At 71.1% G+C, this 25,662-nt stretch carries 25 protein-coding genes; 14 read left to right on the forward strand and 11 right to left on the reverse strand.

Annotated elements, in window-relative coordinates; genetic code table 11:
* Nucleotides 1-377 precede the first annotated feature (377 nt).
* The 9 genes from ACQHII_RS45425 to mgrA all read right to left on the reverse strand — a co-directional run bounded on the left by ACQHII_RS45425 (nt 378) and on the right by mgrA (nt 10,039).
* The gene (locus ACQHII_RS45425; protein WP_427924785.1) at nt 378-1,616 is read right to left on the reverse strand and encodes a vWA domain-containing protein; all 1,239 of its coding nucleotides are present in this window, start codon (nt 1,614-1,616) and stop codon (nt 378-380) included.
* Nucleotides 1,613-2,239, reverse strand: a complete 627-nt coding sequence (locus ACQHII_RS45430; RefSeq protein WP_427924786.1) for an SRPBCC family protein — start codon at nt 2,237-2,239, stop codon at nt 1,613-1,615. Before ACQHII_RS45430 ends, ACQHII_RS45425 begins: the two co-directional genes overlap by 4 nt.
* Entirely contained in the window at nt 2,236-3,129 is an 894-nt protein-coding gene (locus tag ACQHII_RS45435) for an AAA family ATPase (protein WP_427924787.1), read from the reverse strand. Before ACQHII_RS45435 ends, ACQHII_RS45430 begins: the two co-directional genes overlap by 4 nt.
* Nucleotides 3,126-4,010, reverse strand: a complete 885-nt coding sequence (locus ACQHII_RS45440) for an XdhC family protein (RefSeq protein ID WP_427924788.1) — start codon at nt 4,008-4,010, stop codon at nt 3,126-3,128. Before ACQHII_RS45440 ends, ACQHII_RS45435 begins: the two co-directional genes overlap by 4 nt.
* An 11-nt stretch (nt 4,011-4,021) precedes the next feature.
* Nucleotides 4,022-6,418 (reverse strand): aerobic carbon-monoxide dehydrogenase large subunit, encoded by a 2,397-nt coding sequence (locus ACQHII_RS45445; protein WP_427924789.1) that lies wholly within the window; start codon nt 6,416-6,418, stop codon nt 4,022-4,024.
* Nucleotides 6,415-6,948 carry a (2Fe-2S)-binding protein gene (locus ACQHII_RS45450; RefSeq protein ID WP_427924790.1) on the reverse strand — a complete coding sequence of 178 codons (534 nt, stop codon included), beginning with the start codon at nt 6,946-6,948 and terminating at the stop codon, nt 6,415-6,417. Before ACQHII_RS45450 ends, ACQHII_RS45445 begins: the two co-directional genes overlap by 4 nt.
* A complete protein-coding gene (locus tag ACQHII_RS45455) occupies nt 6,945-7,826 on the reverse strand; it encodes an FAD binding domain-containing protein (protein WP_427924791.1) in 882 nt (293 codons plus the stop codon). The genes ACQHII_RS45450 and ACQHII_RS45455 overlap by 4 nt, the downstream gene beginning before the upstream one ends.
* 106 nt (nt 7,827-7,932) lie before the next feature.
* A complete protein-coding gene (locus tag ACQHII_RS45460; RefSeq protein WP_427924792.1) occupies nt 7,933-8,943 on the reverse strand; it encodes a Dyp-type peroxidase in 1,011 nt (336 codons plus the stop codon).
* 52 nt (nt 8,944-8,995) lie between these two features.
* Nucleotides 8,996-10,039 (reverse strand): L-glyceraldehyde 3-phosphate reductase, encoded by a 1,044-nt coding sequence (mgrA, locus tag ACQHII_RS45465; protein WP_427924793.1) that lies wholly within the window; start codon nt 10,037-10,039, stop codon nt 8,996-8,998.
* Between the two features lie 145 nt (nt 10,040-10,184).
* Between mgrA and ACQHII_RS45470 the strand changes: the two genes are divergently transcribed.
* From ACQHII_RS45470 to ACQHII_RS45495, 6 genes are all read left to right on the forward strand, one after another.
* On the forward strand, nt 10,185-10,796 hold the full coding sequence (locus ACQHII_RS45470; protein ID WP_427924794.1) for an LLM class flavin-dependent oxidoreductase: 612 nt from the start codon (nt 10,185-10,187) through the stop codon (nt 10,794-10,796).
* A 165-nt stretch (nt 10,797-10,961) separates the two neighbouring features.
* Complete coding sequence (locus ACQHII_RS45475; RefSeq protein ID WP_427924795.1) at nt 10,962-11,399, forward strand: Fur family transcriptional regulator; 438 nt, start codon at nt 10,962-10,964, stop codon at nt 11,397-11,399.
* A 33-nt stretch (nt 11,400-11,432) separates the two neighbouring features.
* A complete protein-coding gene (katG, locus tag ACQHII_RS45480) occupies nt 11,433-13,643 on the forward strand; it encodes a catalase/peroxidase HPI (RefSeq protein WP_427924796.1) in 2,211 nt (736 codons plus the stop codon).
* Between the two features lie 111 nt (nt 13,644-13,754).
* Nucleotides 13,755-15,344 (forward strand): serine/threonine-protein kinase, encoded by a 1,590-nt coding sequence (locus ACQHII_RS45485; protein ID WP_427924797.1) that lies wholly within the window; start codon nt 13,755-13,757, stop codon nt 15,342-15,344.
* A gap of 9 nt (nt 15,345-15,353) precedes the next feature.
* Nucleotides 15,354-15,806 (forward strand): flavodoxin family protein, encoded by a 453-nt coding sequence (locus ACQHII_RS45490; RefSeq protein WP_427924798.1) that lies wholly within the window; start codon nt 15,354-15,356, stop codon nt 15,804-15,806.
* A 113-nt stretch (nt 15,807-15,919) separates the two neighbouring features.
* Nucleotides 15,920-16,150 carry a chaplin gene (locus tag ACQHII_RS45495; protein ID WP_427924799.1) on the forward strand — a complete coding sequence of 77 codons (231 nt, stop codon included), beginning with the start codon at nt 15,920-15,922 and terminating at the stop codon, nt 16,148-16,150.
* Between the two features lie 54 nt (nt 16,151-16,204).
* Here the strand turns inward: ACQHII_RS45495 and ACQHII_RS45500 are convergent, their stop codons facing one another.
* Nucleotides 16,205-16,879 carry a hypothetical protein gene (locus tag ACQHII_RS45500; protein WP_427924800.1) on the reverse strand — a complete coding sequence of 225 codons (675 nt, stop codon included), beginning with the start codon at nt 16,877-16,879 and terminating at the stop codon, nt 16,205-16,207.
* A gap of 263 nt (nt 16,880-17,142) precedes the next feature.
* Here ACQHII_RS45500 and ACQHII_RS45505 point away from each other — a divergent pair, with 263 nt between their 5' ends.
* The 8 genes from ACQHII_RS45505 (at nt 17,143) to ACQHII_RS45540 (ending at nt 24,476) form a co-directional block, all read left to right on the forward strand.
* Nucleotides 17,143-18,063: an SGNH/GDSL hydrolase family protein gene (locus tag ACQHII_RS45505; RefSeq protein WP_427924801.1), complete on the forward strand. Its 921-nt coding sequence runs from the start codon at nt 17,143-17,145 to the stop codon at nt 18,061-18,063.
* Between the two features lie 115 nt (nt 18,064-18,178).
* Entirely contained in the window at nt 18,179-19,819 is a 1,641-nt protein-coding gene (gene pgm, locus ACQHII_RS45510; RefSeq protein ID WP_427924802.1) for a phosphoglucomutase (alpha-D-glucose-1,6-bisphosphate-dependent), read from the forward strand.
* 102 nt (nt 19,820-19,921) lie between these two features.
* Nucleotides 19,922-21,805: a Na+/H+ antiporter NhaA gene (gene nhaA, locus ACQHII_RS45515; RefSeq protein WP_427924803.1), complete on the forward strand. Its 1,884-nt coding sequence runs from the start codon at nt 19,922-19,924 to the stop codon at nt 21,803-21,805.
* Nucleotides 21,806-21,899: 94 nt separating this feature from the next.
* Nucleotides 21,900-22,064, forward strand: coding sequence for a 50S ribosomal protein L33 (rpmG, locus tag ACQHII_RS45520; RefSeq protein WP_427924804.1), 165 nt, complete (start codon nt 21,900-21,902; stop codon nt 22,062-22,064).
* Between the two features lie 50 nt (nt 22,065-22,114).
* Nucleotides 22,115-22,363, forward strand: a complete 249-nt coding sequence (locus ACQHII_RS45525) for a type B 50S ribosomal protein L31 (RefSeq protein ID WP_317883668.1) — start codon at nt 22,115-22,117, stop codon at nt 22,361-22,363.
* Nucleotides 22,360-22,482: a type B 50S ribosomal protein L36 gene (gene ykgO / locus ACQHII_RS45530; protein WP_006130958.1), complete on the forward strand. Its 123-nt coding sequence runs from the start codon at nt 22,360-22,362 to the stop codon at nt 22,480-22,482. The genes ACQHII_RS45525 and ykgO overlap by 4 nt, the downstream gene beginning before the upstream one ends.
* 128 nt (nt 22,483-22,610) lie before the next feature.
* Nucleotides 22,611-23,450, forward strand: a complete 840-nt coding sequence (locus ACQHII_RS45535) for a PP2C family protein-serine/threonine phosphatase (RefSeq protein WP_427924805.1) — start codon at nt 22,611-22,613, stop codon at nt 23,448-23,450.
* A 48-nt stretch (nt 23,451-23,498) separates the two neighbouring features.
* Nucleotides 23,499-24,476 carry an MASE1 domain-containing protein gene (locus ACQHII_RS45540; protein ID WP_427924806.1) on the forward strand — a complete coding sequence of 326 codons (978 nt, stop codon included), beginning with the start codon at nt 23,499-23,501 and terminating at the stop codon, nt 24,474-24,476.
* A 13-nt stretch (nt 24,477-24,489) separates the two neighbouring features.
* Here the strand turns inward: ACQHII_RS45540 and ACQHII_RS45545 are convergent, their stop codons facing one another.
* A complete protein-coding gene (locus ACQHII_RS45545) occupies nt 24,490-25,626 on the reverse strand; it encodes a PP2C family protein-serine/threonine phosphatase (protein ID WP_427924807.1) in 1,137 nt (378 codons plus the stop codon).
* Between the last annotated feature and the right edge of the window lie 36 nt (nt 25,627-25,662).

The raw sequence follows: 25,662 nt of genomic DNA on the forward strand, positions 1-25,662 counted from the left end.
GCCGCCGCCGCACTGGACAGCTCGTACATCGTGCCCGTCTTCGACCACGGCACGGACGGCGAAATCCCCTACCTGGTCATGCCGTTGATCTCGGGCCGGACCGTGCGCGAGCTGCCGGACGGGGAGCCGCTGCCGCCGGAGCACGTCGCGGAGATCGCCGCCCAGGTCTGCCCTGGCGACCCCGACCACCTTCAACTTCTCCCAGCTCCACAGCACGGCGGTCGACGACGCGATCGACGAGGCCGACGCGACGGCGGACCTGGCGGCCGCAGGCGAGAAGTGGTCCACGGTCGACCGCCGGGTGATGGAGCAGGCGGCGGCCGTCTACACCTCCCGACTGCGCGGGCTCCAGGCCGACATGGACGGACTCTCCCCCCTCAACGCCTGTGTGACGGAGTGACGACCGTCCCCCTCCGCCCGCCGAGCCGGGCCACCTCGCCCGGCACCCGCAGCAGCGCCCCGAAGCTGTCGGCCGGCAGCAGCAGGTCGACGTACGGCAGGGCCGCCGCCATCGTCGTCGTGCGCGGTGCGAAGCCGGGGGCGGCGGCCCGGGGGTTGAGCCAGACGACCGCGTGGGCGCGGCGCCGCAGCCGTCCCATGGCCGTGGCCAGTAGGTGCGGCGGATCGCCGTCCCAGCCGTCCGAGGCGATCAGTACGACCGCCCCGCGCAGGGTGCCGCCATGGTGCGAGGCGAGGAGCGTGCCCAGGCAGTGGGCGATCCGGGTGCCCCCGAACCGGTCGGTGACCCGCTCCGACGCCTCGTCGAACGCCTCCCGCGCCGAGCGGTGCGCGAGGACCGGTGTGAGCCGGGTCAACGACGTGGCGAACGCGAAGACCTCGGCACGGGTCGTCACCGCGAGGGCGCGCATCAGGTACAGATACGCCACCGCCTGGGCCTGCATCGACCGGCTCACGTCGCACAGCACCACGACCCGGCGGGGCCGGTCCACCGGCCCCGCCCGGACCAGCCGTACGGGCTCCCAGCCGGTGCGCCGGGCCTGTGCCACCGTCTCCCGGACCGCCACCCGATGACCGCCCGCCCGTACGGCGAGGCGCCGGGTACGGCGCACGGGCCACTCGCGCAGCCGTGCCTCCAGCCAGCGACCGAGCAACTCGGCCTGCTCCGGGCCGAGTTCGCCGAACGGCGTGTCCACCTCGGCCGCCAGCTCGCTCGGCAGCCGCTCGGGCACGGTCAGGGCGTGGTCCGCACGGTGTTCGGCGGTGTCCACGGCCGGCGGCAGGGTCACCCACGGCAGACCCGAACCGCCGACGGAGTCACCGTCGCTTGAGTGGGCACCCTTCGAGTCCTGGCCGCCGGCTCCCGCGTCGTGCCCGTTGCGGCGCGCGTTCGGGTCGAGGGCGAGCACGGACTGCCCGAAGACAGCGTCGAACACCTCGTCAAAGCGGGCCAGTTCGGGCTGGTCGCGTACGAGGGTTACGCGCGCCGTCCAGTAGAGCGACGTCCGTGTCCCGGGCGGGACCGCGGCGAGCGCGAGCACGAAGTCCCGGGCGGCGGTCGGGCCCACCGTCACGCCGTGCTCCCTGAGCCGGGCGGCCAGCGCGGTGGCGAAGGCGGCCCGGTCGACGGCGGTCAGCAGAGGGCCGGTCGGTGTCATCGGACCAGCAGATAGACCACCGCTGCGACGACGACGGCCGCGACGACGACGGGGATCAGCCGCTTGTACACGGACGTGCCGGCCACCTGCATCAGGTTCAGCGGCTCGGCCGGCGGCGGCGCCACGGAGACCGGTTCGGCCTCCGTCTCCGCCTCGGTTTCGGCCGTCGGTGCTTCCGGCGTCGCCAGCAGCTGCGTCTCCACGTTCGCCACGAACTGCGCGAACAGCTTCTCCGAGATCTCCTTGATCATCCCGCTGCCGAACTGGGCGAGCCTGCCGCTGATGTTGAGGTCCGTGCTGACGGTCACGACCGTGCCCGTGCCCTCGCCGCGCAGCCGGGCATCGACCGTCGCGGACGCGTTGCCGCCCCCGCGCATGTCCTTGCCGGCCGCGCTGATCACGGCGTGATGGGCGGCATCGTCCCGTTCCACGAAACGTGCCGTACCCGCGAACTGGCTGACCATGGGCCCGACTTTGACCCTGACCTTGCCTCGGTGGACATCGCCGTCGACGCCGGTGAGTTCGGCGCCGGGCATGCACGGGGCGAGGGCCTCCAGATCGGTGAGCGCCTGCCACGCCCGCTCGACCGGCACACCGACGCTGAACTCGTTGTCGATCTTCATGGTCTCCTCGCTTCTTCGGGATAGCCGAGCGTGTCGAGGGCCCCGACGACGGCGATGCGGTCGTCGGGGCTCTTGGCGACCGTGCTGAGTGTGCGGACGATGTCGGCGCGGGCCAGCCGTGCGACCCGCAGCGCCGCCAGGGCGGAGACCCAGTCGATGGCCTCCGCCATGCCCGGTGCCTTGTCGAGGTCCAACTCTCGTACCCGGCCGATGAATTCGGTGGTCGACGCGATCAGCGGCTCGTTCGCGGCCGGTACCGTGCGGCGCAGGATCTCCGCCGTGCGTTGGGGCGTGGGGAAGTCGATCCAGTGGTAGAGGCAGCGCCTGCGCAGCGCGTCGTGGAGCTCCCGGCTGCGGTTGGAGGTGAGCACCACGACGGGCGGCCGTACGGCGGTGAAGGTGCCCAACTCCGGGACGCTGATGGACCGTTCGCCCAGGAACTCGAAGAGCAGCGCCTCGAACTCGTCGTCGGCCCGGTCGATCTCGTCGATCAACAGCACGGGCGGCAGCGGGCCTTGATGGCGCACCGCCCGCAACAGCGGCCGGTCGAGCAGGAATTCCTCGCTGAACAGATCGGCGTCGGACAGCTCCCGACCGTGCGCCTCGGTGAGTCGGACGGCGAGCAACTGGCGCTGGTAGTTCCACTCGTACAGCGCCTCGCCCGCCGTCAGCCCCTCGTAGCACTGGAGCCGGATCAGCGGAGTGCCAAGGGCCTTCGCGAGTGCTTTCGCGGCGCTGGTCTTCCCCACGCCGGGCTCGCCCTCCAGCAGCAGCGGCCGGTCGAGCAGGGTGGCGAGGAGGAGGGCGGTCGCCGTGCCGTCGTCGACGAGGTGGCCGACCTCGCCGAGCCGCCGCCGTACGTCGTCGGCGTCCGTGAAGAGTCCGCTCACCCCGCGGCACCCGTGGCACCTGCGGACCAGCGGTCCCGGCAGCCGGTGCCGCAGAACCAGAACTCCCTCTCCCCGGCGGTGAGATGAGGCGTGTCGGCGCGCACGGTGACCGTCATCCCGCACACCGGGTCGACGGCCTGGGCGGGACGCTCGGGCACGGTGGCCTTCGCCGCGTGGACGACTCGCACCACGTCCGCGAGGATCGACAGCGCGATCTCCGGCGGCGTACGGGCGCCGATATCCAGCCCGGCGGGAGCCTGGACGCGGGCCCGCTCCGCCTCGGTCAGGCCGAGTTCGTCGAGCAGGGCGGCGGCACGGCGGTGGCTGGCGACCAGCGCGATGTGACCGACACCCGCGTCGAGGGCGGCACGCAGGGACTCCGCGTCACCCCGGCCCTGCCCGGCCACGATCACGGCGGCGGTGTGCTCGCTGGGCGGTCCTTCCGGCAGCGAGCGGGCCGTGGCGTATCCGAGCAGGGCGGCGAAGGCCACGCAGGCCTCCGCCACCGGCGTGGTCCCGACGACCTCGATCAGCGGCGGCGGCAGCACCGGCTCCAGGAAGATCTCCAACGCGCCGCCGGACAGACAGGGGTTGATGACGACCCGCGCCCCGGGTGTCTCGGGGAACTCGGCGTCCCCCTGCGGCAGGACGCGCAGCAGCAGCGGTCCGCCGTCGTGCAGGGCACCGAGCGCGGCTGTACGGACCGAGCCCTCGGCGCACTGGCCGCCGACGAAACCGTCGATGGTGCCGTCGCCGTGCACGATGGCCTCGTCGCCGGGGTGCGCCGAGGCGGGTGCCTGGGCGCGGACCACGCGCGCGTGGACGAACGGCACGCGCCGCTCGGTGAGTTCGAGCGCGCGGGCGCTCAACTTGCCGGTCATCACAGCCACCTTCAGATCGGCGGAGTCGGTCGGCCCTGCATCGCCTCCCACACCCGCGAGGGTGTGAGCGGCATGTCCGCGTGCCGGATGCCGTACGGCTTCAGGGCGTCGACCACCGCGTTGACGATCGCGGGCGGCGAACCGACCGTCGCGGACTCGCCGACCCCCTTGGCGCCGATGGGGTGGTGCGGGGAGGGCGTGACGGTGAACCCCGTTTCCCAGTCCGGGACTTCGAGCGAGGTCGGGATCAGATAGTCCATCAGCGAACCGCTGAGGCAGTTGCCGTCCTCGTCGAAGGAGATCATCTCCATCAGCGCCATGCCGACGCCGTCGGTGAGGCCGCCGTGCACCTGCCCCTCGATGATCATCGGGTTGATACGGGTGCCGCAGTCGTCGACCGCGACGAAGCGGCGGACAGTCACCTTCGCTGTGCCCGGGTCGATGTCGACGACGCAGATGTAGGCGCCGTGCGGATAGGTCAGGTTCTCCGGGTTGTAGCAGATCTGTGCCTCCAGCCCGCCCTCCACGCCCTCGGGCAGGTCGCCCGCGCCGTGCGCCCGCATCGCGATGGCCTGGATGGTGACCGAGGCCTCCGGGTCGCCCGCGACATGGAAGGACCCCTTCTCCCATTCCAGGTCGGCGACCGACACCTCCAGCATTCCGGAGGCGATCAGCCGGGCCTTGTCCCGCACCTTGCGGGCGACCAGCGCGGCGGCGGCGCCGGAGACCGGGGTGGAGCGGCTGCCGTAGGTGCCCAGGCCGAACGGTGTCTGGTCGGTGTCGCCGTGCACCACGTCGATGTCCTGCGGTGGGATGCCGAGCTCCTCGGCGACGATCTGCGCGAACGTCGTCTCGTGCCCCTGCCCCTGCGACTGCACCGACAGCCGTACGACCGCCTTGCCCGTCGGATGCACCCGCAGTTCGCAGCCGTCGGCCATGCCGAGGCCGAGGATGTCCATGTCCTTGCGGGGTCCCGCGCCGACCGCCTCGGTGAAGAACGAGACGCCGATGCCCATGAGTTCACCGCGGGCCCGCTTCTCGGCCTGCTCGGCACGCAGCGCGTCGTAGCCGGCGAGTTCCTTGGCCAGTTCCATGGTGGGCGCGTAGTTGCCGGAGTCGTAGACCCAGCCGGTCTTGGTGCGGAAGGGGAACTGCTCGGGGCGGATGAAGTTCTTCATCCTCAACTCGACCGGGTCCATGGCGAGTTCGTAGGCGAGGCAGTCGACGATCCGCTCGATCAGGTAGACGGCCTCGGTGATACGGAAGGAGCAGGCGTACGCGACCCCGCCGGGGGCCTTGTTGGTGTAGACGGCGGTCATCTTGCAGTGGGCGGCCTCGATGTCGTAACTGCCGGTGAAGACGCCGAAGAAGCCCGCCGGGTACTTCACGGGGGCGGCCGTGCCGTTGAACGCGCCGTGGTCGGCAAGGACTTGGGTGCGGACGGCGAGGATGCGGCCGTCGCGGGTCGCCGCGATCTCGCCGCGCATCACGTAGTCGCGGGCGAAGCCGGTGCTGATGAGGTTCTCCGCGCGGTCCTCCATCCACTTCACCGGCTTGCCGGTGAGGAGTGAGCCGACGATCGCGCACACATAACCGGGGTAGATCGGCACCTTGTTGCCGAAGCCGCCGCCGATGTCGGGGGAGATCACCCGGATCTTGTGCTCCGGCAGGCCCGCGACGATCGCGTAGAGGGTGCGGTGGGCGTGCGGGGCCTGGGTGGTGGACCACAGGGTGAGGCGGCCGTCGACCTGGTCGAAGTCCGCGACCGCGCCGCACGTCTCCATGGGGGCCGGGTGCACGCGTGGGTAGACGATGTCCTCGGTGACCACGACGTCCGCGCGGGCGAACACCGCCTCGGTCTCGGCCTCGTCGCCGGTCTCCCAGTCGAAGCAGTGGTTGTCGGCCTTGCCCTCCAGGTCGTCGCGGATGACGGGCGCGTCGGGGGAGAGGGCGGTGCGGACGTCGATCACCGGGTCCAGCGGCTCGTACTCGACGTCGATCAACTCCAGGGCGTCCCGGGCCGCGTAACGGTCCTCCGCGACGACGAAGGCGACCTCCTGGCCCTGGAAGCGGACCTTGTCGGTGGCGAGGACCGCCTGCACGTCGTTCGAGAAGGTCGGCATCCACGCCAGGCCCTTCTCGGCGAGCATCGCGCCGGTGACGACCAGCCGGACCTTCGGGTGGGCCTCGGCGAGCGTGGTGTCGACGGAGAGGACACGGGCGTGCGCGAACGGCGAGCGCAGGATGGCCAGATGGAGCATGCCGGGCAGGTCGAGGTCGTCGACGTAGCGGCCCTTGCCGCGGACGAAGCGTGGGTCCTCCTTGCGGAGCATCCGGCCGTGGCCGCATGGCTTCTTGTCGTTGTCGACGAACGCGGTGCGGTGGCCGTTCTCGGAGACGGTGGTCATGAGGCGCTCCCCGAAGCCGAAGCCGAAGCCGAAGTGGCCTGTGTTTCCAGGGAAGTTCGGGTGCCCGCCTCCTCGGCCGCCGCCCACCGGATCGAGCGGACGATGGTGGCGTAACCGGTGCAGCGGCAGATCTGCCCGGAGATCGCCTCCCGGATCTCCGAGTCCGAGGGGTCGGGGTTGCGGTCAAGGAGCGCACGGGCCGTCATCATCATGCCGGGCGTGCAGAAGCCGCACTGGAGGCCGTGGCACTCGACGAACCCGCGTTGCACCGGGTCGAGTTCACCGTTCTGTTCGAGCCCCTCGACGGTGCGCACCTCGTGTCCGCCCGCCATCGCGGCGAGCACGGTGCAGGACTTGACCGGTTCGCCGTCCAACCACACCACGCACGTACCGCAGTTGCTGGTGTCGCACCCCCAGTGGGTGCCCGTCAGCCGGAGGTGGTCGCGCAGGAAGTGGACCAGCAGCAGCCGCCCCTCGATCTCCCGGGTGACCTCTTCGCCGTTGACGACCATGCTCACCTGCACGATCACACCTCCTGTCCGTCGATGCGGGCAACCGACCGGCGCAGCACGCGCACGGTCAACTCCCGTGCCAGATGGCGCTTGTACTCGGCGCTGCCGCGCCGGTCGGTCACGGGGGAGCAGGCCTCGGCGGCGAGGTCCCCGGCCCGTCCGTACAGTTCCTCGGTCGGGCGCCGGCCGCGCAGGGCGTCGGCGATACCGGGGATGCCGGCCGTGTTGGGTCCCACGGCGGCGAGCCCCACCCGGGCGTCGGCGATCAGTCCGTCGCCGTCCAGCCAGACCGCCGCACCGGCCGAGACCACCGCCCAGTCACCGGCCCGGCGTTCGACCTTCTCGTACGCGCTGGAGCCGTTCGGCCGGACCGGGAAGCGGACCTCGGTGAGGATCTCGGCGTCGCCGACGGCGGTTTCGTACGGTCCCCGGTGGAAGTCCTCCATGGACACCACCCGTTGGCCGTCCCGGCCCTGGATCACACAGCTCGCGTCGAGCGTCGTGCACACGGCGGACAGGTCCTCGGACGGGTCGGCCTGGCACAGGGAGCCGCCGAGCGTGCCCCGGTTGCGCACCACGGGGTCGGCGATGACGCGCTCGGCGTCACGGAACACCGGGAAGGCGGCGGCGAGTTCGTCCGACTCCAGCAGTTCGCGGTGGCGGGTCATCGCGCCGATGCGGATCAGCCCGGGTTCGACCCGGACGTAACCCAGCTCGTCGTGCAGGTCGTTGATGTCGATCAGGTACTCGAAGTTGGCCAGCCTGAGCTTCATCATCGGGATCAGACTGTGCCCGCCGGCCACCAGCCGTGCCGTGTCCCCCAGCCGGTCGAGCAGCGCGACCGCCTCGCCCACGCTGCCGACCCGCTGGTACTCGAACGGAGCGGGAACCTGCATACCGCAATCCCCCTGTCCTGCACGGCGGTTGGCCGGTCGGCCGGGCGCCATGTCCGGGCCTCATTGGGCGCCCGGCGGACGGGGGTGTCAACGGCTGGTTAACCGTTCACTTAAGTTGCTCGCCCTGGAGAACCGGGGAGGCGGGCAGGTCGTCCAGGAAGTCCGCCGAGGGGACGAAGAAGAGGCTCCCGGTCACGGCCGTGGAGAAGTCCAGGATGCGGTCGTGGGAGGCGGAGTCGGTGCCCAGGAACATGTTCCGCAGCATCTGCTCGGTGACCGAGGGAGTGCGGGCGTACCCGATGAAGTAGGTGCCGAACTCGCCCTGTCCCGCGCTGCCGAACGGCATGTTGTCGCGCAGGATCTTCCGCTCGGTGCCGTCCGGGCCCGTGATGACGTTGAGCGCGATGTGCGAGTCGGCCGGTTTGACGTCGTCGTCCATCTCCATGTTGGTCAACTTCGTGCGCCCGACGACGCGTTCCTGCTGCTCGACCGTCAACGCGTTCCAGGCCGCCATGTCGTGGACGTACTTCTGCACGATCACATAGCTGCCGCCCGCGAACTCCGGGTCCTCGCCACCGATCACCACCGCCTGGCGGGCCGCCTCCCCGGAGGGGTTCTCGGTGCCGTCGACGAAGCCCAGCAGATCCCGTACGTCGAAGTACTGGAAGCCGGACACCTCGTCGCGCACGGAGACCGCGCCGCCCAGCCGGGCCATGATCTCGGTGACCAGTTCGAAGCACAGGTCGGCCCGTACGGCCTTGATGTGGAACAGCAGGTCGCCCGGGGTGGAGACGGCGGTGTGACGGTCGCCGGCGAGTTCGCGGAACGGGTGCAGCTCGGCGGGGCGCGGGCCGTCGAACAGCCGGTCCCACGCCTCCGACCCGACGCCGGTCACACAGCTGAGCCGGCCGTCCGGCGCGCGGAACCCGATGGACCGGATCAACCCGCCCAGATCGGCGAGGAGTTGGCGTGCGGTCTCCTCGCCGCCGGGCTCCACGGTGACGACGAGAAAGGTCGCGCTGGGAGTCAGGGACTCCAGCACCGCCTGCGTGGTCGGGACGGTTCCCTCGCCGCCGACGGTGCCGTCCGTGCTCTCGACCGAGCCGTCAACTGTCATGTACTCCACGCCTCCGCTGCGTCCTCCAAGGCGCCCGGTGGCACCTCACGACTCAGCCGAGTTTCCCAGTCCGCGCGTCCCGCCACAGATCCACCCCGCCGTCGACGGCGTACGAGTCGATCTCGGTCAGCTCCTCGTCGCTGAAGTCGAGGTTCTCCAGCGCGGCCACGTTCTGTTCGAGCTGCTCCGCGCGCGAGGCACCGATGACCAGCGAGGTGACCCGCTCGTCGCGCAGCGCCCAGGCGAGCGCCATCTGCGCCAGCGTCTGACCGCGCTTGGCCGCGATGTCGTTCAGCGCGCGCAGTCGGCGCACCATGTCCTCGGTCAGCCAGCCCGCGTCGAACGACGTGCCCTGCGCGGCCCGCGACCCCTCCGGAATCCCGTCCAGGTACCGCCCGGTCAGCAGCCCCTGCGCCAGCGCGGTGAAGCCGATCACCCCGAAGCCCTCGTCCTGAGCGGCGTCGAGCAGCCCGTCGTCCTCGATCCACCGGTTGAGCATGCTGTACGACGGCTGGTGAATGAGCAGCGGTGTGCCCAGCTCGCGGAGGATCGCGGCGGCCTGGCGGGACCGCTCGGCGTCGTAGGACGAGATGCCGACGTAGAGCGCCTTGCCCTGGCGGACGGCGGTGTCCAGCGCGCCCATGGTCTCTTCGAGCGGGGTGCCGGCGTCGAGGCGGTGGGAGTAGAAGATGTCCACGTAGTCGAGGCCGGTCCGCTTGAGGGACTGGTCGAGCGAGGCGAGGACGTACTTGCGGGAGCCGCCGCCCTGGCCGTAGGGGCCGGGCCACATGTCCCAGCCGGCCTTGGTGGAGACGATCAGCTCGTCCCGGTAGGGCGCGAGGTCCTGCTTCAGCAGCCGGCCGAAGTTCTGCTCGGCGGCGCCGTAGGGCGGGCCGTAGTTGTTGGCCAGGTCGTGGTGGGTGATGCCGAGGTCGAAGGCGCGCAGCGCGATCTCGCGCTGGGTCTCGAAGGGTCGGTCGTCACCGAAGTTGTGCCAGTAGCCCAGCGAGAGCAAGGGCAGGTCGAGCCCCGAACGGCCCGTGCGGCGGTAGCGCATCGTGCTGTCGTAGCGCCCCGGATCTGCGATGTGGTTCACCGCGCCAACTCTGCCCGCGCCCGCCGCGCGCGTCCAACCGATCCCGTTCATCGCATTCAGCAGCGCCGGCGCACAATCCGGCGGCGGATCGCTGAGCGGACCGCTGCTGTTCGGTGGCCTCCCGCCCGTCCCTAGGGTCCTTTTCATGAACTGCGACATATCGGTGGGCGTCGACCCGGTGGGCGTCGGCGAGGAACCGCTGCGGATCGGCGTGCGCGTCCCGCCCTGCGGCCGGGCGGACCGGGTGGCCCGGACCGTACGGCGGGCCGAGGAGCTCGGCTTCGACCAAGTGTGGTTCCCCGACTCGCAGTTGCTGTGGCGGGATGTGTTCACCACGCTCACCGCCGCGGCCTTCGCCACCGAGCGGATCGGCCTCGGCACCGTGCGCGAGGGCTTCTCCGTGCGCGTGGCCGACGAACTGCTCGACCCCGTCCCGGACGGAGTCCCCGGCGAGCTGCTGGTGCGCAGTGCACACCGATTCGCCTTCTGCACCGGCCACTTGGGGGAGCCCAAGCCCGGCGCCACCGAGTGGCGGCGCACCGGCGACCGGGTGGTGCGCGAGCCCGACGGGTGGTTCCGGTTCGTCGACCGGATCAAGGACGTCATCCGGCGGCGCGGCGAGAACGTCTCCTCGCACGAGGTCATGGTCCCCGTGGTCCCCGCCCGGGCAGGTGCTGGATCTCCGGGACCTCGTACGCCACTGTGCGCAGGACCTGCCCGCGTTTGCGGTGCCCCACCACATCGACACCCTCCGTGAGCTCCCGCTCACCGGGACGGGCAAAGTTCGCAAGGCGACATTGCGGGAACGTGGGGTCACCGACACCGCCTGGGACCGCTCCGCACCGGTCACCCCGGCACGACATCAAACTTGAACCGTTTGTTTTCTTGAATCACTCGTGTTTATGGCTGTAGGTTGAGCGCCATGACCGCTTCCCCGCCTCCGACCACCGCCGAGGAGCTGCGCGGTGCCGGCCTGCGGGTGACGGCAGCCCGCGTCGCACTGCTGGAGACCGTTCGGCACGGCGACCACCTCGATGTCGAGGCGGTCGCGTCCGGGGTCCGTGACCGCGTAGGACACATATCGCTCCAGGCCGTCTACGACGCCCTGCACGCGCTGACCTCGGCCGGACTCATACGCCGTATCGAACCGGCAGGCAGCCCCGCCCGCTTCGAAGGACGCGTCGGCGACAACCACCACCACCTCATGTGCAGGTCGTGCGGTTCCGTCGCCGACGTCGACTGCGCGGTCGGCGAGGCCCCCTGTCTGACCGCCTCCGACGACCACGGCTTCTCGATCGACGAGGCCGAGGTCATCTACTGGGGTCTGTGCCCCACCTGTACCGCCGCCCCCAGTTCCTGAGTCACGTGATCCACCCCGTTTGGAAGGATTCCCATGTCTGAGAACCACGACGCAATCGTCACGGACGCGAAGTCGGAGGACGCCGGAGGCTGCCCCGTCGCGCACGGGCGCGCCGCGCACCCCACCCAGGGCGGCGGCAACCGTCAGTGGTGGCCGGAGCGCCTCAACCTGAAGATCCTCGCCAAGGACCCGGTGGTCGCGAACCCGCTCGGCGCGGACTTCGACTACGCCGAGGCGTTCGGTGCCCTCGACCTCGCCGCCGTCAAACAGGACATCGCCGAGGTACTGACCACCTCGCAGGACTGGTGGCCGGCGGACTTCGGCAACTACGGCCCGCTGATGATCCGCATGGCCTGGCACAGCGCCGGCACCTACCGCATCAGCGACGGCCGCGGCGGTGGCGGCCGCGGCCAGCAGCGCTTCGCGCCCCTCAACAGCTGGCCGGACAACGGCAACCTCGACAAGGCCCGCCGTCTGCTGTGGCCGGTCAAGAAGAAGTACGGCCAGTCCATCTCCTGGGCCGACCTCATGATCCTCACCGGCAACGTGGCGCTGGAGACCATGGGCTTCACGACCTTCGGCTTCGGCGGCGGCCGCGCCGACGTCTGGGAGGCCGACGAGGACGTCTACTGGGGTCCCGAGACCACCTGGCTCGACGACCAGCGCTACAGCGGCGACCGTGAGCTGGAGAACCCGCTCGGCGCCGTCCAGATGGGCCTCATCTACGTCAACCCCGAGGGCCCCAACGGAAACCCGGACCCGCTGGCCGCCGCCCGCGACATCCGTGAGACCTTCCGCCGGATGGCGATGAACGACGAGGAGACCGTCGCCCTCATCGCCGGTGGCCACACCTTCGGCAAGACCCACGGCGCCGGTGACGCCGACCTGGTCGGCGCCGACCCCGAGGCCGCCCCGCTCGAGGCGCAGGGCCTGGGCTGGAAGTCCACCTACGGCACCGGCAAGGGCGGCGACGCCATCACCTCCGGTCTCGAGGTCACCTGGACCACCAAGCCCACCCAGTGGAGCAACGACTTCTTCGACATCCTCTTCGGCTACGAGTGGGAGCTCACCCAGAGCCCCGCCGGCGCCAACCAGTGGGTGGCCAAGGACGCCGAGGCGATCATCCCCGACGCCCACAGCGACGCCAAGAAGCTCCCCACGATGCTCACCACCGACCTCTCGCTGCGCTTCGACCCGATCTACGGTGAGATCTCCAAGCGCTTCCACGAGAACCCGGCCGAGTTCGCGGACGCCTTCGCCCGCGCGTGGTTCAAGCTGACCCACCGCGACCTGGGCCCGAAGTCCCTGTACCTCGGCCCGGAGGTCCCGTCCGAGACCCTGCTGTGGCAGGACCCGCTGCCGCAGGCCGAGGGCGAGACCATCGACGCCGCCGACGTCACGGCCCTCAAGGCGAAGATCCTCGCCTCGGACCTGACCGTCTCGCAGCTCGTCTCCGCCGCGTGGGCCTCCGCGTCCACCTTCCGCGGCAGCGACAAGCGCGGCGGCGCCAACGGTGCCCGCATCCGCCTGGAGCCGCAGCGCGGCTGGGAGGCCAACGACCCCGACCAGCTCGCCCAGGTGCTGCGGGTCCTCGAAGGCGTCCAGCAGGAGTTCAACTCCGGCGCCAAGAAGGTCTCCCTCGCCGACCTGATCGTCCTCGGCGGTGCCGCCGCGGTCGAGAAGGCCGCCAAGGACGGCGGCGTCGCCGTGGAGGTCCCCTTCACGCCGGGCCGTGTCGACGCGACCGAGGAGCACAACGACCCCGAGTCGTTCGCCGCGCTGGAGCCGGCCTCCGACGGCTTCCGCAACTACCTCGGCAAGGGCAACCGCCTCCCCGCCGAGTACCTGCTGCTCGACCGGGCCAACCTGCTCACGCTGACCGCCCCCGAGCTGACCGTCCTCGTCGGCGGCCTGCGCGTCCTGGGCGCCAACCAGGGCCAGTCCAGCCACGGTGTCCTCACCGACAAGGTCGGCACGCTGACGAACGACTTCTTCGTCAACCTGCTCGACCTGGGCACCACCTGGTCCTCGACCTCCTCGGACCAGCAGACCTTCGAGGGCCGCGACGTCTCCGGCGCCGTCAAGTGGACCGGCACCCGTGCCGACCTGGTCTTCGGCTCGAACTCCGAACTCCGCGCGCTCGCCGAGGTCTACGCGAGCGACGACGCGAAGGAGAAGTTCGTGAACGACTTCGTCGCCGCCTGGGCCAAGGTCTCCGACCTGGACCGCTTCGACCTCGTCTGAGCACCCCGCACCACCTGACGTCCGGGTCGGCCCTCACGGGTCGGCCCGGACGTTTCTCAATCACCGAACGCGCGGCACAGCAGTGCACGTTCGTCACATAAGCTCCTCCGCATGAACGAGGGGGAGCCCGACAGACGGGTCGTCGACGGCCGCTTCGAGCTGGAGGCCCGGCTCGGCGGCGGAGGCATGGGCACGGTGTGGCGCGCCCGCGACCTGCTGCTGCACCGGTACGTCGCCATCAAGGAAGTCCGGCCGCCGGACGTCGACCTCGCCGAGTACGACCCCGGCGCGGCCGAGATGCTCCGCCAGCGCGTCCTGCGCGAGGCACGGGCACTGGCCCGGGTCGAGCACCCGAACGTGGTGACGATCCATCACATCGTCGACGGCGGCGAGGGCACCTACCCCTGGCTCGTCATGGAACTCGTCCAGGGCGGCTCACTGGCCGACCGGCTGGAGCGGGGACCGATGGCACCGGCCGAGGCCGCCCGGCTCGGCTCCGGAGTGCTCGACGCCCTTGACGCGGCGCACATGGCGGGCGTCCAGCACCGCGACGTGAAACCCGCCAACGTCCTGCTGCGCACCGACGGCCGCCCCGTCCTCACGGACTTCGGCATCGCCGCGATCCGCGACGCCACGGCCCTCACCGCCACCGGCTCCATCATCGGCACCCCCGACTACATGGCCCCGGAACGCGTCTCCGGCCACAGCGGCGGCCCCGCCGCCGACCTCTGGTCGCTGGCGATGATGCTCTACGTCGCCGTCGAGGGCCACCACCCGCTCCGGCGCGGTACGACCCTGGCCACCCTGGCCGCCGTACTCCAGGAGGAGGTCCCGCCACCGGTACGGGCCGGGTCGCTGACGCCGCTGCTGTCGTGTGTGCTCGTCCGCGATCCCGAGGCGCGGCCGGACGCGGGGACGGTGGGGCGGATGCTGGCGACGGCGGCGGCCCAGCCGGTGGCCCGCGGCCCCGAGACCACGTCGTACCCGCTCGCGCCCCCGGCCCCGCCGGTGCTGCCTGTGCTGCCGACCACCGACGACATGCAGGTGGCCCGGCGACGCGGGCGACCGGGCGTCGCGGTCGCCTCCAGCGTCGTGGGCGTACTGCTGATCGGAACGCTCGCCTGGAAGGTGCTGCCGGGCGGGAACAGCGACGACAAGGGTGCGAGCACGTCCCCGGGAGCGACCGGACAGACGGAGCAGAGTTCACCCACCACCACGCCTTCCAGCTCGGCCTCCGCGAAGACCACGGACCTGCTCACTCCCAACGGCATCCGCACCGCGATCAAGGCCATTGAGAAGGAGACGGGGCGGGACAGCTTCGGTGGCTTGACCGTTTATCCGGACTACGTCTCGGCAGAAGTCATGGTCAAGGGCAGCAAGACCGAGTACGACACGTACACCTACCGGGCCGGCAGCGGTGTGGAGAAGGGCATCATCGAGAGCACGCTGATGGATGGGCTCGAGCCACTGGACCTGGGCAAGTACCGCTGGGACGCCGTTCCCGCGTTGTTCAAGCAGGCGGACAAGGTGCTCAAGGTGAAGAATCCGACGTTCCGTTACCTGGTGGTCCAGGGCCCGTGGAAAACCTTCAACGCCCCTGAGTACATGTCCGCCTACCTGAGCGACTCGCATGGGACGAGCGGCTACCTGGAAGCCACTCCTCAGGGCAAGGTGACCAAGGTGATGCCGGCCGACGGGTAGGTTCACCCCGTGCCCACCCTCCTGATCGTCCATCACACCCCCTCGCCCAACTGCCAGGCGATGTTCGAGGCCGCCGTCTCCGGAGCGACCACCCCGGAGATCGAGAACGTGCAGGTCGTACGGCGTGCCGCGCTGTCCGCGACCGCGTCCGACGTGCTGGCCGCCGACGGGTATCTGCTCGCCACGCCCGCGAACCTCGGCTATATGTCCGGCGCGTTGAAGCACTTCTTCGACCAGGTCTACTACCCGTGCCTGGACGAGACGCGCGGCAGGCCCTTCGGGTACTACGTGCACGGCGGGAACGATGTGACGGGGGCCGTGCGCGGTATCGAGTCGATCACGACCGGGCTGGGCTGGCGGCGGGTCGCGGAGCCGGTGACGCTCACCGGCGAGCCCGACAGGGCCGGCACCGAGGCCTGCTGGGAACTCGGGGCGACGGTCGCCGCCGGACTGACGGTCTGAGCGGGCGGCCCGGAGGGGCGGCCACCACCCGTTCGGACGCCGAAGAGTGTCGTCACCCCCGGGAGCACCCTCAGCGTGGAGGGACATGCCCCTCCGAATGACAGGAGTTCTCCATGAGGAAGCGTCTGACGGCCGCGGTGGGTCTGGCGGGTGCGGCACTGCTGCTGTGCGCCGGTACGGCGAGCGCGGACCCCGACCCCGTCGGTGTCGCCGTCGACAGCCCGGGCGTGCTCTCCGGAAACGTCGTCCAGATCCCCATCGACCTGGACCTCAACGTGTGCGGCAACACGATCAACGTGATCGGTCTGCTGAACCCGGCTGTGGGCAACCACTGCGAGGGCTGACGGGCCGTACCGCGAACGAGCCGTGGGTGTCGTGCCCGCGGCTCGTTCCGCGTTTCACGGGACGTCGGTCAGCTGGTGCAGGGGAGTGCCGTGGGCCCAGCGCCGTAACCGCGTGCCGTCGATGAGCTGGACGCCGCCCTGACGACGCGCCCACTGCACATCACGGCCGCTGAAGGTCCCCCGGTGGACCACGAGACGCAGGTGCGGCCCGGAGCCGGCCGTGCGGCCCGAGCGCGTCGGTGCCTCCTCGTCGGGCAGCGGTTCGGCGACCGGCCGGAAGGCCACCTCCAGACGGCGACCGCGCCGGTCACGGGCCCGGACCCGCGGCTGGCCCAGCGCGTCGGGCCGGGCGAGGGCCCGCCAGCCGTCGCGGCGCAGCATCCGGGACACGGCCAGCGCGAGGCCCTCCACATCGAGATCGGCGATCTCCTCGGGCGTGTAGAAACCCAGGCGGCGACGGGCCAGCGGCCGGTGGTGCACGACCGCGGCCACGGCGATCACGCCGAGCAGCGCCAGACCGCCCACGAGCGCGCCGGTGCCGAGGGCGCGGTACGCCACGGCGAGGCCGGCCACGATCCCGCACACGACGACGGCCACGACCACCAGCGCGGGCAGCACCTCGCGCAGTCCGGGGCCGTAGCGACCCTGGGCGCGCAGCGCGCGGATCATCTCGCGCCGCCGCGCACGGCGCGACGCGCGCTTCTCGTGCCTCCGCAACCTCTGCGTCAACAGCGCCAACTCCCCCCACCCCCAAGCGCGTTGGTGCCTGCGGTAGAGATACCCGGCGGAGGCGGTCCATGTGCACGGCGCCGGGAACCGGCCACCGAACCGGCCGAACCATTTCGGCGGGCCCTGCCCCTGGGGGCAGCGAACTCCTCCCTTCCGACCTCTGGCACCGCGGGGATACCGACCGGTATACAAGGCCAGTTGAAGGAGAGACGACCACGTCGGGGTGTCCTGTCGCGCCGTCTCCTACCTGGGGGAGGAACTCCATGAACCGTGAGACGCATCCGGCCGCCTCGGCGCACCACCGCGGCAGGGCCGTGGCGGTCGCGGCGGCGGTCAGCGGCTGCGCCCTCGTCGTCGCCTCCGCGGCGCCCGCGGCGGCACACGACTCGGGGCACGGCCACGACCGCACCACGCAGTACGTGGCGCTCGGGGACTCCTACACGTCGGGCCCGTACATACCGACCCAGGTGGACGCCAACTGCGCCCGCTCCGACCACAATTACCCCTCCGTGGTGACGGCGGACCAGAGAGGGACCGTCCTCACGGACGTCAGCTGCAGCGGGGCGACGACCGCGGAGATGTGGCAGGCGCAGGGCACCAACCCGCCCCAACTGGACGCCGTACAGCGGGACACGGACCTGGTGACCGTCCAGATCGGCGGCAACGACATCGGGTTCAGCACCATCATCGGCACCTGCGTCAAGCTCAGCGCCACGGACCTGGCGGGCAACCCCTGCCAGCGCTACTACAACTCCTCCGGCGTCGACCAGTTGGCGCTGAACATCCTCAACACCGCGCCGAAGGTGACCAAGGTGCTGCGCGCGGTCCACAAGAAGGCGCCGCACGCGCGCGTGCTCGTCGTCGGCTACCCGGACCTCCTGCCCGACGACGGCAGCGGCTGCTACCCCTCGGTGCCGTTCGCCGCCAAGGACTTCCCCTATCTCCGCGACACCGGCAAGCGCCTCAACCTGATGCTCCGTCTGGTCGCCGCGCTCAACGGCGCGGAGTACGTCGACACCTACGGCCCGACCGTCGGCCACGACATGTGCAAGGCGCCCGCCGACCGCTGGATCGAGCCCCTTCAGCCCGCCTCCCCGGCGGCTCCGGCGCACCCCAACGCGAGGGGCGAGGCGGCCATGGCGGGCGCGGTCCTGAAGCAACTGGACCGGCGCCACCGGTACTGACGGACAGCGCGGGCCCGGGTTTTCCACAGGCGGCCGGGGTCTACTCGCTAAACGCGCCCCTGACGAGGAAAGATGGGGCCGTACGCGAAGTCGGTCGACATGGAGGAGCGGGCAGATGCCACACGAGCGAGCGGGCGAACAGGCCCGTGCCGAGGATCTCGTAGACGTAGCCCGACTGGTCACCGCCTACTACGCGCTGCACCCGGACCCCGCCGAGCCGGGGCAGCGCGTCGCGTTCGGCACCTCCGGGCACCGCGGTTCCTCGCTGAACACGGCGTTCAACGAGGACCACATCGCTGCCACCAGCCAGGCCATCTGCGAGTACCGGGCGGGCCAGGGCACCGACGGCCCGCTCTTCCTCGGCGCCGACACCCACGCGCTGTCCGAGCCCGCGCAGGTCACCGCGCTGGAGGTGTTCGCCGCCAACGAGGTCACGGTCCTCATCGACAGCACGGACGGCTACACGCCCACCCCGGCGGTGTCCCACGCCATCCTCACCCACAACCGGGGCCGGACCTCGGGCCTCGCGGACGGCGTCGTGGTCACCCCCTCGCACAACCCGCCCGCCGACGGCGGCTTCAAGTACAACCCGCCCAACGGCGGCCCGGCCGGCTCCGAGATCACCTCCTGGATCCAGGACCGCGCCAACGAGATCATCGCGAGCGGCATGAAGGACGTCCGCCGCATCCCGTACACGCAGGCCCTCGCCGCCCCCGGCACGGGCCGCTACGACTTCCTCGGCACGTACGTCGCCGACCTGCCGAGCGTGCTCGACCTGGACGCGATCCGGGCGGCCGGTGTGCGGATCGGCGCCGACCCGCTGGGCGGGGCGTCCGTCGCCTACTGGGGCCGGATCGCCGAGGTGCACCGGCTCGATCTGACCGTGGTCAATCCGCTCACGGACCCGACCTGGCGGTTCATGACGCTGGACTGGGACGGCAAGATCCGCATGGACTGCTCGTCGCCGTACGCGATGGCCTCGCTGATCGCCCAGCGCGACCGGTTCGACATCGCCACGGGCAACGACGCCGACTCCGACCGGCACGGCATCGTCACCCCGGACGCCGGTCTGATGAACCCCAACCACTATCTGGCCGTGGCCATTTCGTACCTCTACGCCCACCGCGGGCAGTGGCCCGCGGACGCCGGGGTCGGCAAGACGCTGGTGTCCTCCTCGATGATCGACCGGGTCGCCGCCGACCTCGGACGCCGGCTGGTCGAGGTACCCGTCGGCTTCAAGTGGTTCGTGGACGGACTGGTTGACGGCTCGCTCGGTTTCGGCGGCGAGGAGTCGGCCGGCGCGTCCTTCCTGCGCCGGGACGGCTCCGTGTGGACCACCGACAAGGACGGCATCATCCTGGCGCTGCTCGCCAGCGAGATCACCGCGGTCACCGGGAAGACGCCCTCGCAGCACTACGCCGGCCTCACGGACCGCTTCGGCACCCCGGCCTACGCGCGGATCGACGCCCCCGCGTCCCGCGAGGAGAAGGCGCTGCTCGCCAAGCTCTCGCCCGCGCAGGTCACCGCCGACACCCTCGCCGGTGAGCCGGTGACCGGTGTACTCACCGAGGCGCCCGGCAACGGCGCGGCCCTCGGCGGCATCAAGGTGACCACCGCCAACGCCTGGTTCGCGGCGCGGCCCTCCGGCACCGAGGATGTGTACAAGATCTACGCCGAGTCCTTCCTCGGCCCCGACCACCTCGGTCAGGTCCAGGAGGAGGCCAGGGCCGTGGTCGGGGCGGCGCTGGGCGGCTGACCGTACGGTCGGCCGTGTGCCGCCCGTGGCCGGAATGAACGGTGGGGCGGCCGGTGTTGGGCCGACACGTGAGTCACGACGCCAGGTGGAGTTGAACCCCGTATGTCCCTCGAAGCCACCGACTACACGGGGCAGACGTCGTGCGGCGACGAAGCCCGCACCCCGCTCCGCGACTTCCTGCGGACCGAGACCGGAAGCGCCGCCGTCCTCGTGGCGGCGGCGCTGGTCGCGCTCGTCTGGGCCAATGTCGCACCGTCGGCGTACGAGTCGTTCTGGGGGACCCATCTCTCCGTCCGGCTCGGCTCGCACGGGGTCTCCCTCGATCTGCGCGAGTGGGTCAACAGCGGGCTGATGACGCTGTTCTTCCTCGTCGTCGGCCTGGAGGCGCGCCGCGAGTTCGACATGGGCGAGCTGCGCGAACGCAAGCGACTGGCCCTGCCGCTCGTCGCGGGCCTGAGCGGCATGCTCGTGCCGATCGGCATCTACCTGGCGATCAACGCCGGCCACGGCACGGCGGGCGGCTGGGGCGCGGCGATGTCCACCGACACGGCGTTCGCGCTCGGCATGCTGGCCGTCGTGGGCCGGGACATGCCGCCCGGACTGCGCGTCTTCCTCCTCACGATCACCGTCGTCGACGATTTCCTGGCGCTCGTGGTGATCGCCGTCTTCTACAGCGACCACATCGCCGTACCGGCGCTCCTGACCGCCGTGGGCACCTTCGCCGTCGTCGTGCTGCTGAGGCGGTTCAGGGTGCGGCGGGGCCCCGTGTACGCGCTGCTCGGGGTCGTCGCCTGGGTCGCGCTGCTCGAATCGGGCGTGGACCCCGTCGTCATCGGGCTCGCCATGGGCCTGATCACCTTCGCCTACCCGGCGGGACGCGACGACCTGGAGCGCGCCACCGGACTGTTCCGGCTCTTCCGCGAGCAGCCCACGCCCGAGCTGGAACGCGATGTACGGGCCGGCATCGCCGCGTCCATCTCCCCGAACGACCGCCTCCAGCGCATGTACCACCCGTGGGCGAGCTATGTCGTTGTCCCGTTGTTCGCGCTGGCCAACGCCGGGCTCCAGATCAGCGGTGAGCAGCTGGCCAGGGCCTTCACCTCGCCCGTCGGGCTGGGCATCCTCATCGGGTACGTCGTCGGCAAGCCGCTCGGCATCATCTCCTCGACGGCGCTGACCGGCGTCCTGTCCCGGGGCCGGGTCCGGCCGCCGGTCGGCTGGGGCGCCGTGACCGCGGGTGGCACCCTGGCGGGCGTCGGCTTCACCGTCTCCCTGCTGATCGCGACGCTCGCCTTCGACGGGACCACCCTGGAGGACGCGAAGACGGGCATCCTCAGCGCCGTCGTCGGCTCCTTCCTGGTGTCCCGGCTGGTCACCGGGGTGATCGGACTGCTGCCGCCGCAGATCCGGCCCCGCGTGCTGTTCGGCAAGGCGGAGACCATCGTCGACCTGTCCGTCCCCGTCGACCCCGACCGCGACCACCTGCGCGGCCCGCGGCACGCCCCGGTGACCGTCGTGGAGTACGGCGACTACGAGTGCCCGTACTGCGGCCAGGCCGAGCCGGTCGTCCGCGAACTGCTCGGCGACTTCGGGGACGAGGTGCGCTATGTGTGGCGGCACCTCCCGCTCACCGACGTCCACCTGCACGCCCAGCTCGCCGCCGAGGCGGCCGAGGCAGCCGCGCTCCAGGGCGGCTACTGGGCCATGCACGACCTGCTGCTCAGCCACCAGGGCGCCCTGCGCCTCAAGGACCTGCGGGGCTACGCCGAACAGATCGGCCTGGACACAGCCCGCTTCGAACGCGACATGCGGGCCCACGCCGGGGCCGGCCACGTCGCCGAGGACGTGGAGTCGGCCGACCTCAGCGGGGTCGCGGGCACGCCCACCTTCTTCGTGAACGGCCGCCGCCACTACGGCGCGTACGACATCGAGGGCCTCTCCCAGGCCGTACGAGCGGCTCGGGAGCGGGCCGCGCTACGCGTCTAGACGGCGGGAATGCGCCGAGGGGTGCCGGTGTTGGAACGCATGTAGCTGACATGCTCGGGACAATATCCCGGGATGTGGGCGGAAGGAGGTCCTTATGGCACGCACCACGATCCGTCCCGTCGTCACCCTCAGGTCGACGGCCGGGACCGGCGTCACCTACGTGACGCGCAAGAACCGTCGCAACGACCCCGACCGGCTGGTCCTGCGCAAGTACGACCCGGTCGCCGGTGAGCACGTCGAATTCCGCGAACAGCGCTGAACCCCGCAGAGCGGCCGTCCCTCCGGGGACGGCCTGAGGAAGGAAACACCATGAGGTCTGGCATCCACCCCGTGTCCCGTCCGGTCGTCTTCCGCGACCGTGCCGCGGACACCGCGTTCCTCACCACCTCGACCGCGCAGTCCGCGCGCACGATCGAGTGGGCGGACGGGAACACCTACCCGCTGATCGACGTCGAGATCTCGTCGGCCAGCCACCCCTTCTACACCGGCAACACACGGGTCGTGGACACCGCCGGCCGTGTGGAGCGCTTCGAGCGCCGCTACGGGAGGCAGTCATGAAGGTCCGCAAGTCCCTGCGCTCGCTGAAGGCCAAGCCCGGCGCGCAGGTGGTCCGCCGTCGCGGTGTGACGTTCGTCATCAACAAGAAGGACCCGCGCTTCAAGGCCCGCCAGGGCTGACACAGCGCGAACGACCGGTCGGCCCGGCCCCGCTACGGCGGTGGCCGGGCCGTTCCCGTGTCCGCACCCGGGAGGAGAAAAATCGGTTCTTTATGCTTATAGCGGTACCAACCCCTTTGGAGTGGTCGATGTCGCGGATACGCCCGACGGACGACGGCGACGAGCTGCTGGCCAGGCTCGGGACGCTGACCGCCCAGGCGCGCGAGCGGGCCGAGCTGCAACGCTCCCTGCTGCAACTGGCCGTCGCCCTGCAACGCGGCATGCTGCCCGGAGACATGCCCGTCACTCCCCGCTTCCACCTGGCGGTGAAGTACTCGCCCGCCAACCACGGCCTCAACGTGGGCGGCGACTGGTACGACGCCTTCACCATGCCCGACGGGCGCATCGGCCTGTCCATCGGCGACGTCCAGGGCCACAACATCGAGGCCGCCGCGTTCATGGGCCAGGTCCGGGTCGGTCTGCGCGCCCTCGCCTCCGTCACCAGCGAGCCCGGCGAACTCCTCGCCCTGACCAATGACCTGCTCCTGTCGCTGGGCACCGAACTCTTCGCGACCTGCACCTTCGTCCGGCTCGACCCGGCCACCGGGGTCCTGGAGAGCGCGCGGGCCGGCCACATACCCTCCGTATGGGCCACCGCCGACGGCCGCTGCGGTATCGCCGACGACGAGGGCGGACCGCCGCTGGGCATCGTCGCCGGACAGCGCTACCCGGTGACCGAGCACCGGCTCACCACCGGCGGAGTCTTCGTCCTGGTGACCGACGGCGTGGTGGAGGGCCCCTCCATGAGCGTCGACGAAGGCCTCGACCAGGTGAAGCGCCTGGCGGGAATCGCCGCAGTGGCGGGCATGGAGGCCGGTGCGCTCGCGGCCGCCGTGATCAAGGGAGCCGAGCGTGTGGGGCACGAGGACGACGCGGCCGTACTGGTCGTGGGACACGACGCGCCCGAGACCGGACCATCCGGGCCGTAGGGCCACCTCGCGTCGCTCGCCTCGCCGACACGGCGGGGTCGGTGTCTGATGGCAGCTGTGGTGGGTTTCGATGATCTGCGGCGACCGGCCGGGTACGCCCTCCTGACGCTGGCCGTCGCCGGCTGCTACTTCGCGGCGGGACGGCTCGGCCTGCTCCGCGAGCTCGTGGTCGAGGGCGCCGTGTTCACCCCGATCTACCCTCCCACCGGCGTAGCGGTCGCCGCCCTGCTGATCTTCGGCCTGCGGGTCTGGCCCGGCATCGCCCTCGGCATCCTCTTCGTGATCATGTCCCTCACCTCCTCGCTCCAGCCGACCGCGCTCGTCGTCCTCGCCGGCAACACCGTGGCCCCCGTCTGCGCGTACCTCATGCTGCGCCGGGTGGGCTTCCGCACCGACCTCGGCAGACTCCGCGACGGACTCGCCCTGGTCTTCCTGGGCGCCCTGACCGCCATGCTGATCAGCGCGAGCTGCGGGGCCGTCCTGCTCGTCGTCACGGACAAGCTGGCCGCGCACTCCTTCTGGCCGGTCTGGCTGGGCTGGTGGGTGGGGGACGCGATGGGCGTGCTCATCGTCACCCCGCTCCTGCTCATGCTGCGCACGGTGAGTCTCCCGCTGGACCTGCACCGCTGGAAGGAGGCCCTGCTGCTGGTGGTCACCATCGCCGTCATCGTCCCCCTGGTCACCCACAGCCACGTGAGCCTGCTGTTCCTGATCTATCCCCTGCTGATCTGGGCCGCACTGCGGTTCCGGTTCGCGGGCAGCATGCTGTGCGCCCTGTTCGCGTCCGTCATGGCCACCATCGCGGCGACCCGGGAGTCGGGCCCCTTCGCCGACCTGACCCATGTTGAGGTCATGGTGAAACTCCAGGCCTTCAACGGCACCATGGCCCTCACCGCCCTGCTGCTCTCCTCCGTCATCACCGAGCAGCGCAACACCAGAATCTCGGTGGAACAGGCCTGCCAGGAACTGGCCGAGGTCCTCGAACACCTCACCGCGGGCGACCCCCGCCAGGGCGGCCGACCCTGACCGTCCCGCCCTGTCAGAGAAGGCCCGCGTCGCCCCTGCGGCGCAGCACCAGCAGCGCGGTGTCGTCGCGGGGCATGCCCGCCGTATGGCGGCGCAGATCGCCGTAGACGGTGGCCGGAACGTCCTTCGGCAGGACATCGCACCAGGCCGCCGCCCGCTCCTCCAGTGGGTAGAAGGTTCCGGACGGATCGCGTGCCTCGGTGACGCCGTCCGTGCAGAGCAGGAGTGTGCCGTCGGCGGGGAAGGCGAACCACTCGACGGTACGGGGCTCGGGGGCCAGCGCGTCCAGGCCCAGCGGCACACACGGTTCTTGCCGCAGTACCGGATCGGCCCGCTCGTCGCGGAGCAGCAGCGGTGCCACATGACCGCAGTTGATCGCCTGGACCTCCTGCTCGCCGTCGACGCCCAGGACGATCGCCGTCACGAACCGCTCCCGCTCACCGGTCTGCGCCGCGAAGGAGTTGTGCCGCAGCACCGCCTCCTCCAGGGCGTCCACCACGGCGGTGAGCGTGGGCTCGGCCACGGCCGCCTCGCGGAAGGCGCTCAGTACCGCGAAGGCCGCGCTGATCGCCTGGAGGCCCTTGCCCTGGACATCGGCGATGAAGACCCGGGTGCCGTAGGGGGAGGCGACGACCTCGTAGACGTCGCCGCCCACCCGGCTGTCCTCCTCCACCGGCCGGTACAGACCGTGGACCAGCAACTGGTCGGTCATGAGAGGGAACGGGCGCAGGATCTGCCGTTGCAGCGCCGCCGCCGCCGAGCGCAGCCGGGCGATCTCGCCCTCCCAGCGGATCCGCTGCGCCGCCCGGGCCACGCTGAGGCCGTTGAACACCAGGGCGAAGGCGATGACCGCCGCGTCCGCCCCCACCGTGTGCAGCGGGCTGTCGAAGAGGGAGCCGACGATCACGATCGTCACCCACACGGACGCCACTGTGGTCTGCCGCACGGTGCCGCGCCCGGCGATGAGCGCGGGCAGCACCACCAGAAAGGGGGCCGGCCGGGTGTCGCGGCCCAGGGCGATACCTGTCAACGCCACCAGCGCGGTGATGCTGACCAGCCAGAACAGCACCGCGGCCCAGCTGAGCGGAGGCGTCGTCCGGTGCCCTGCGTCGGTCGCGGTGGAACCGGCCGGATCTCCGGAGATACGCACCGGCCCTCCCACTGCCTGCGGTCGTCGGCCAACCGT

It is taken from the genome of Streptomyces sp. cg40 (assembly GCF_050320165.1).
Classification (GTDB): Bacteria; Actinomycetota; Actinomycetes; order Streptomycetales; family Streptomycetaceae; genus Streptomyces; species Streptomyces hokutonensis.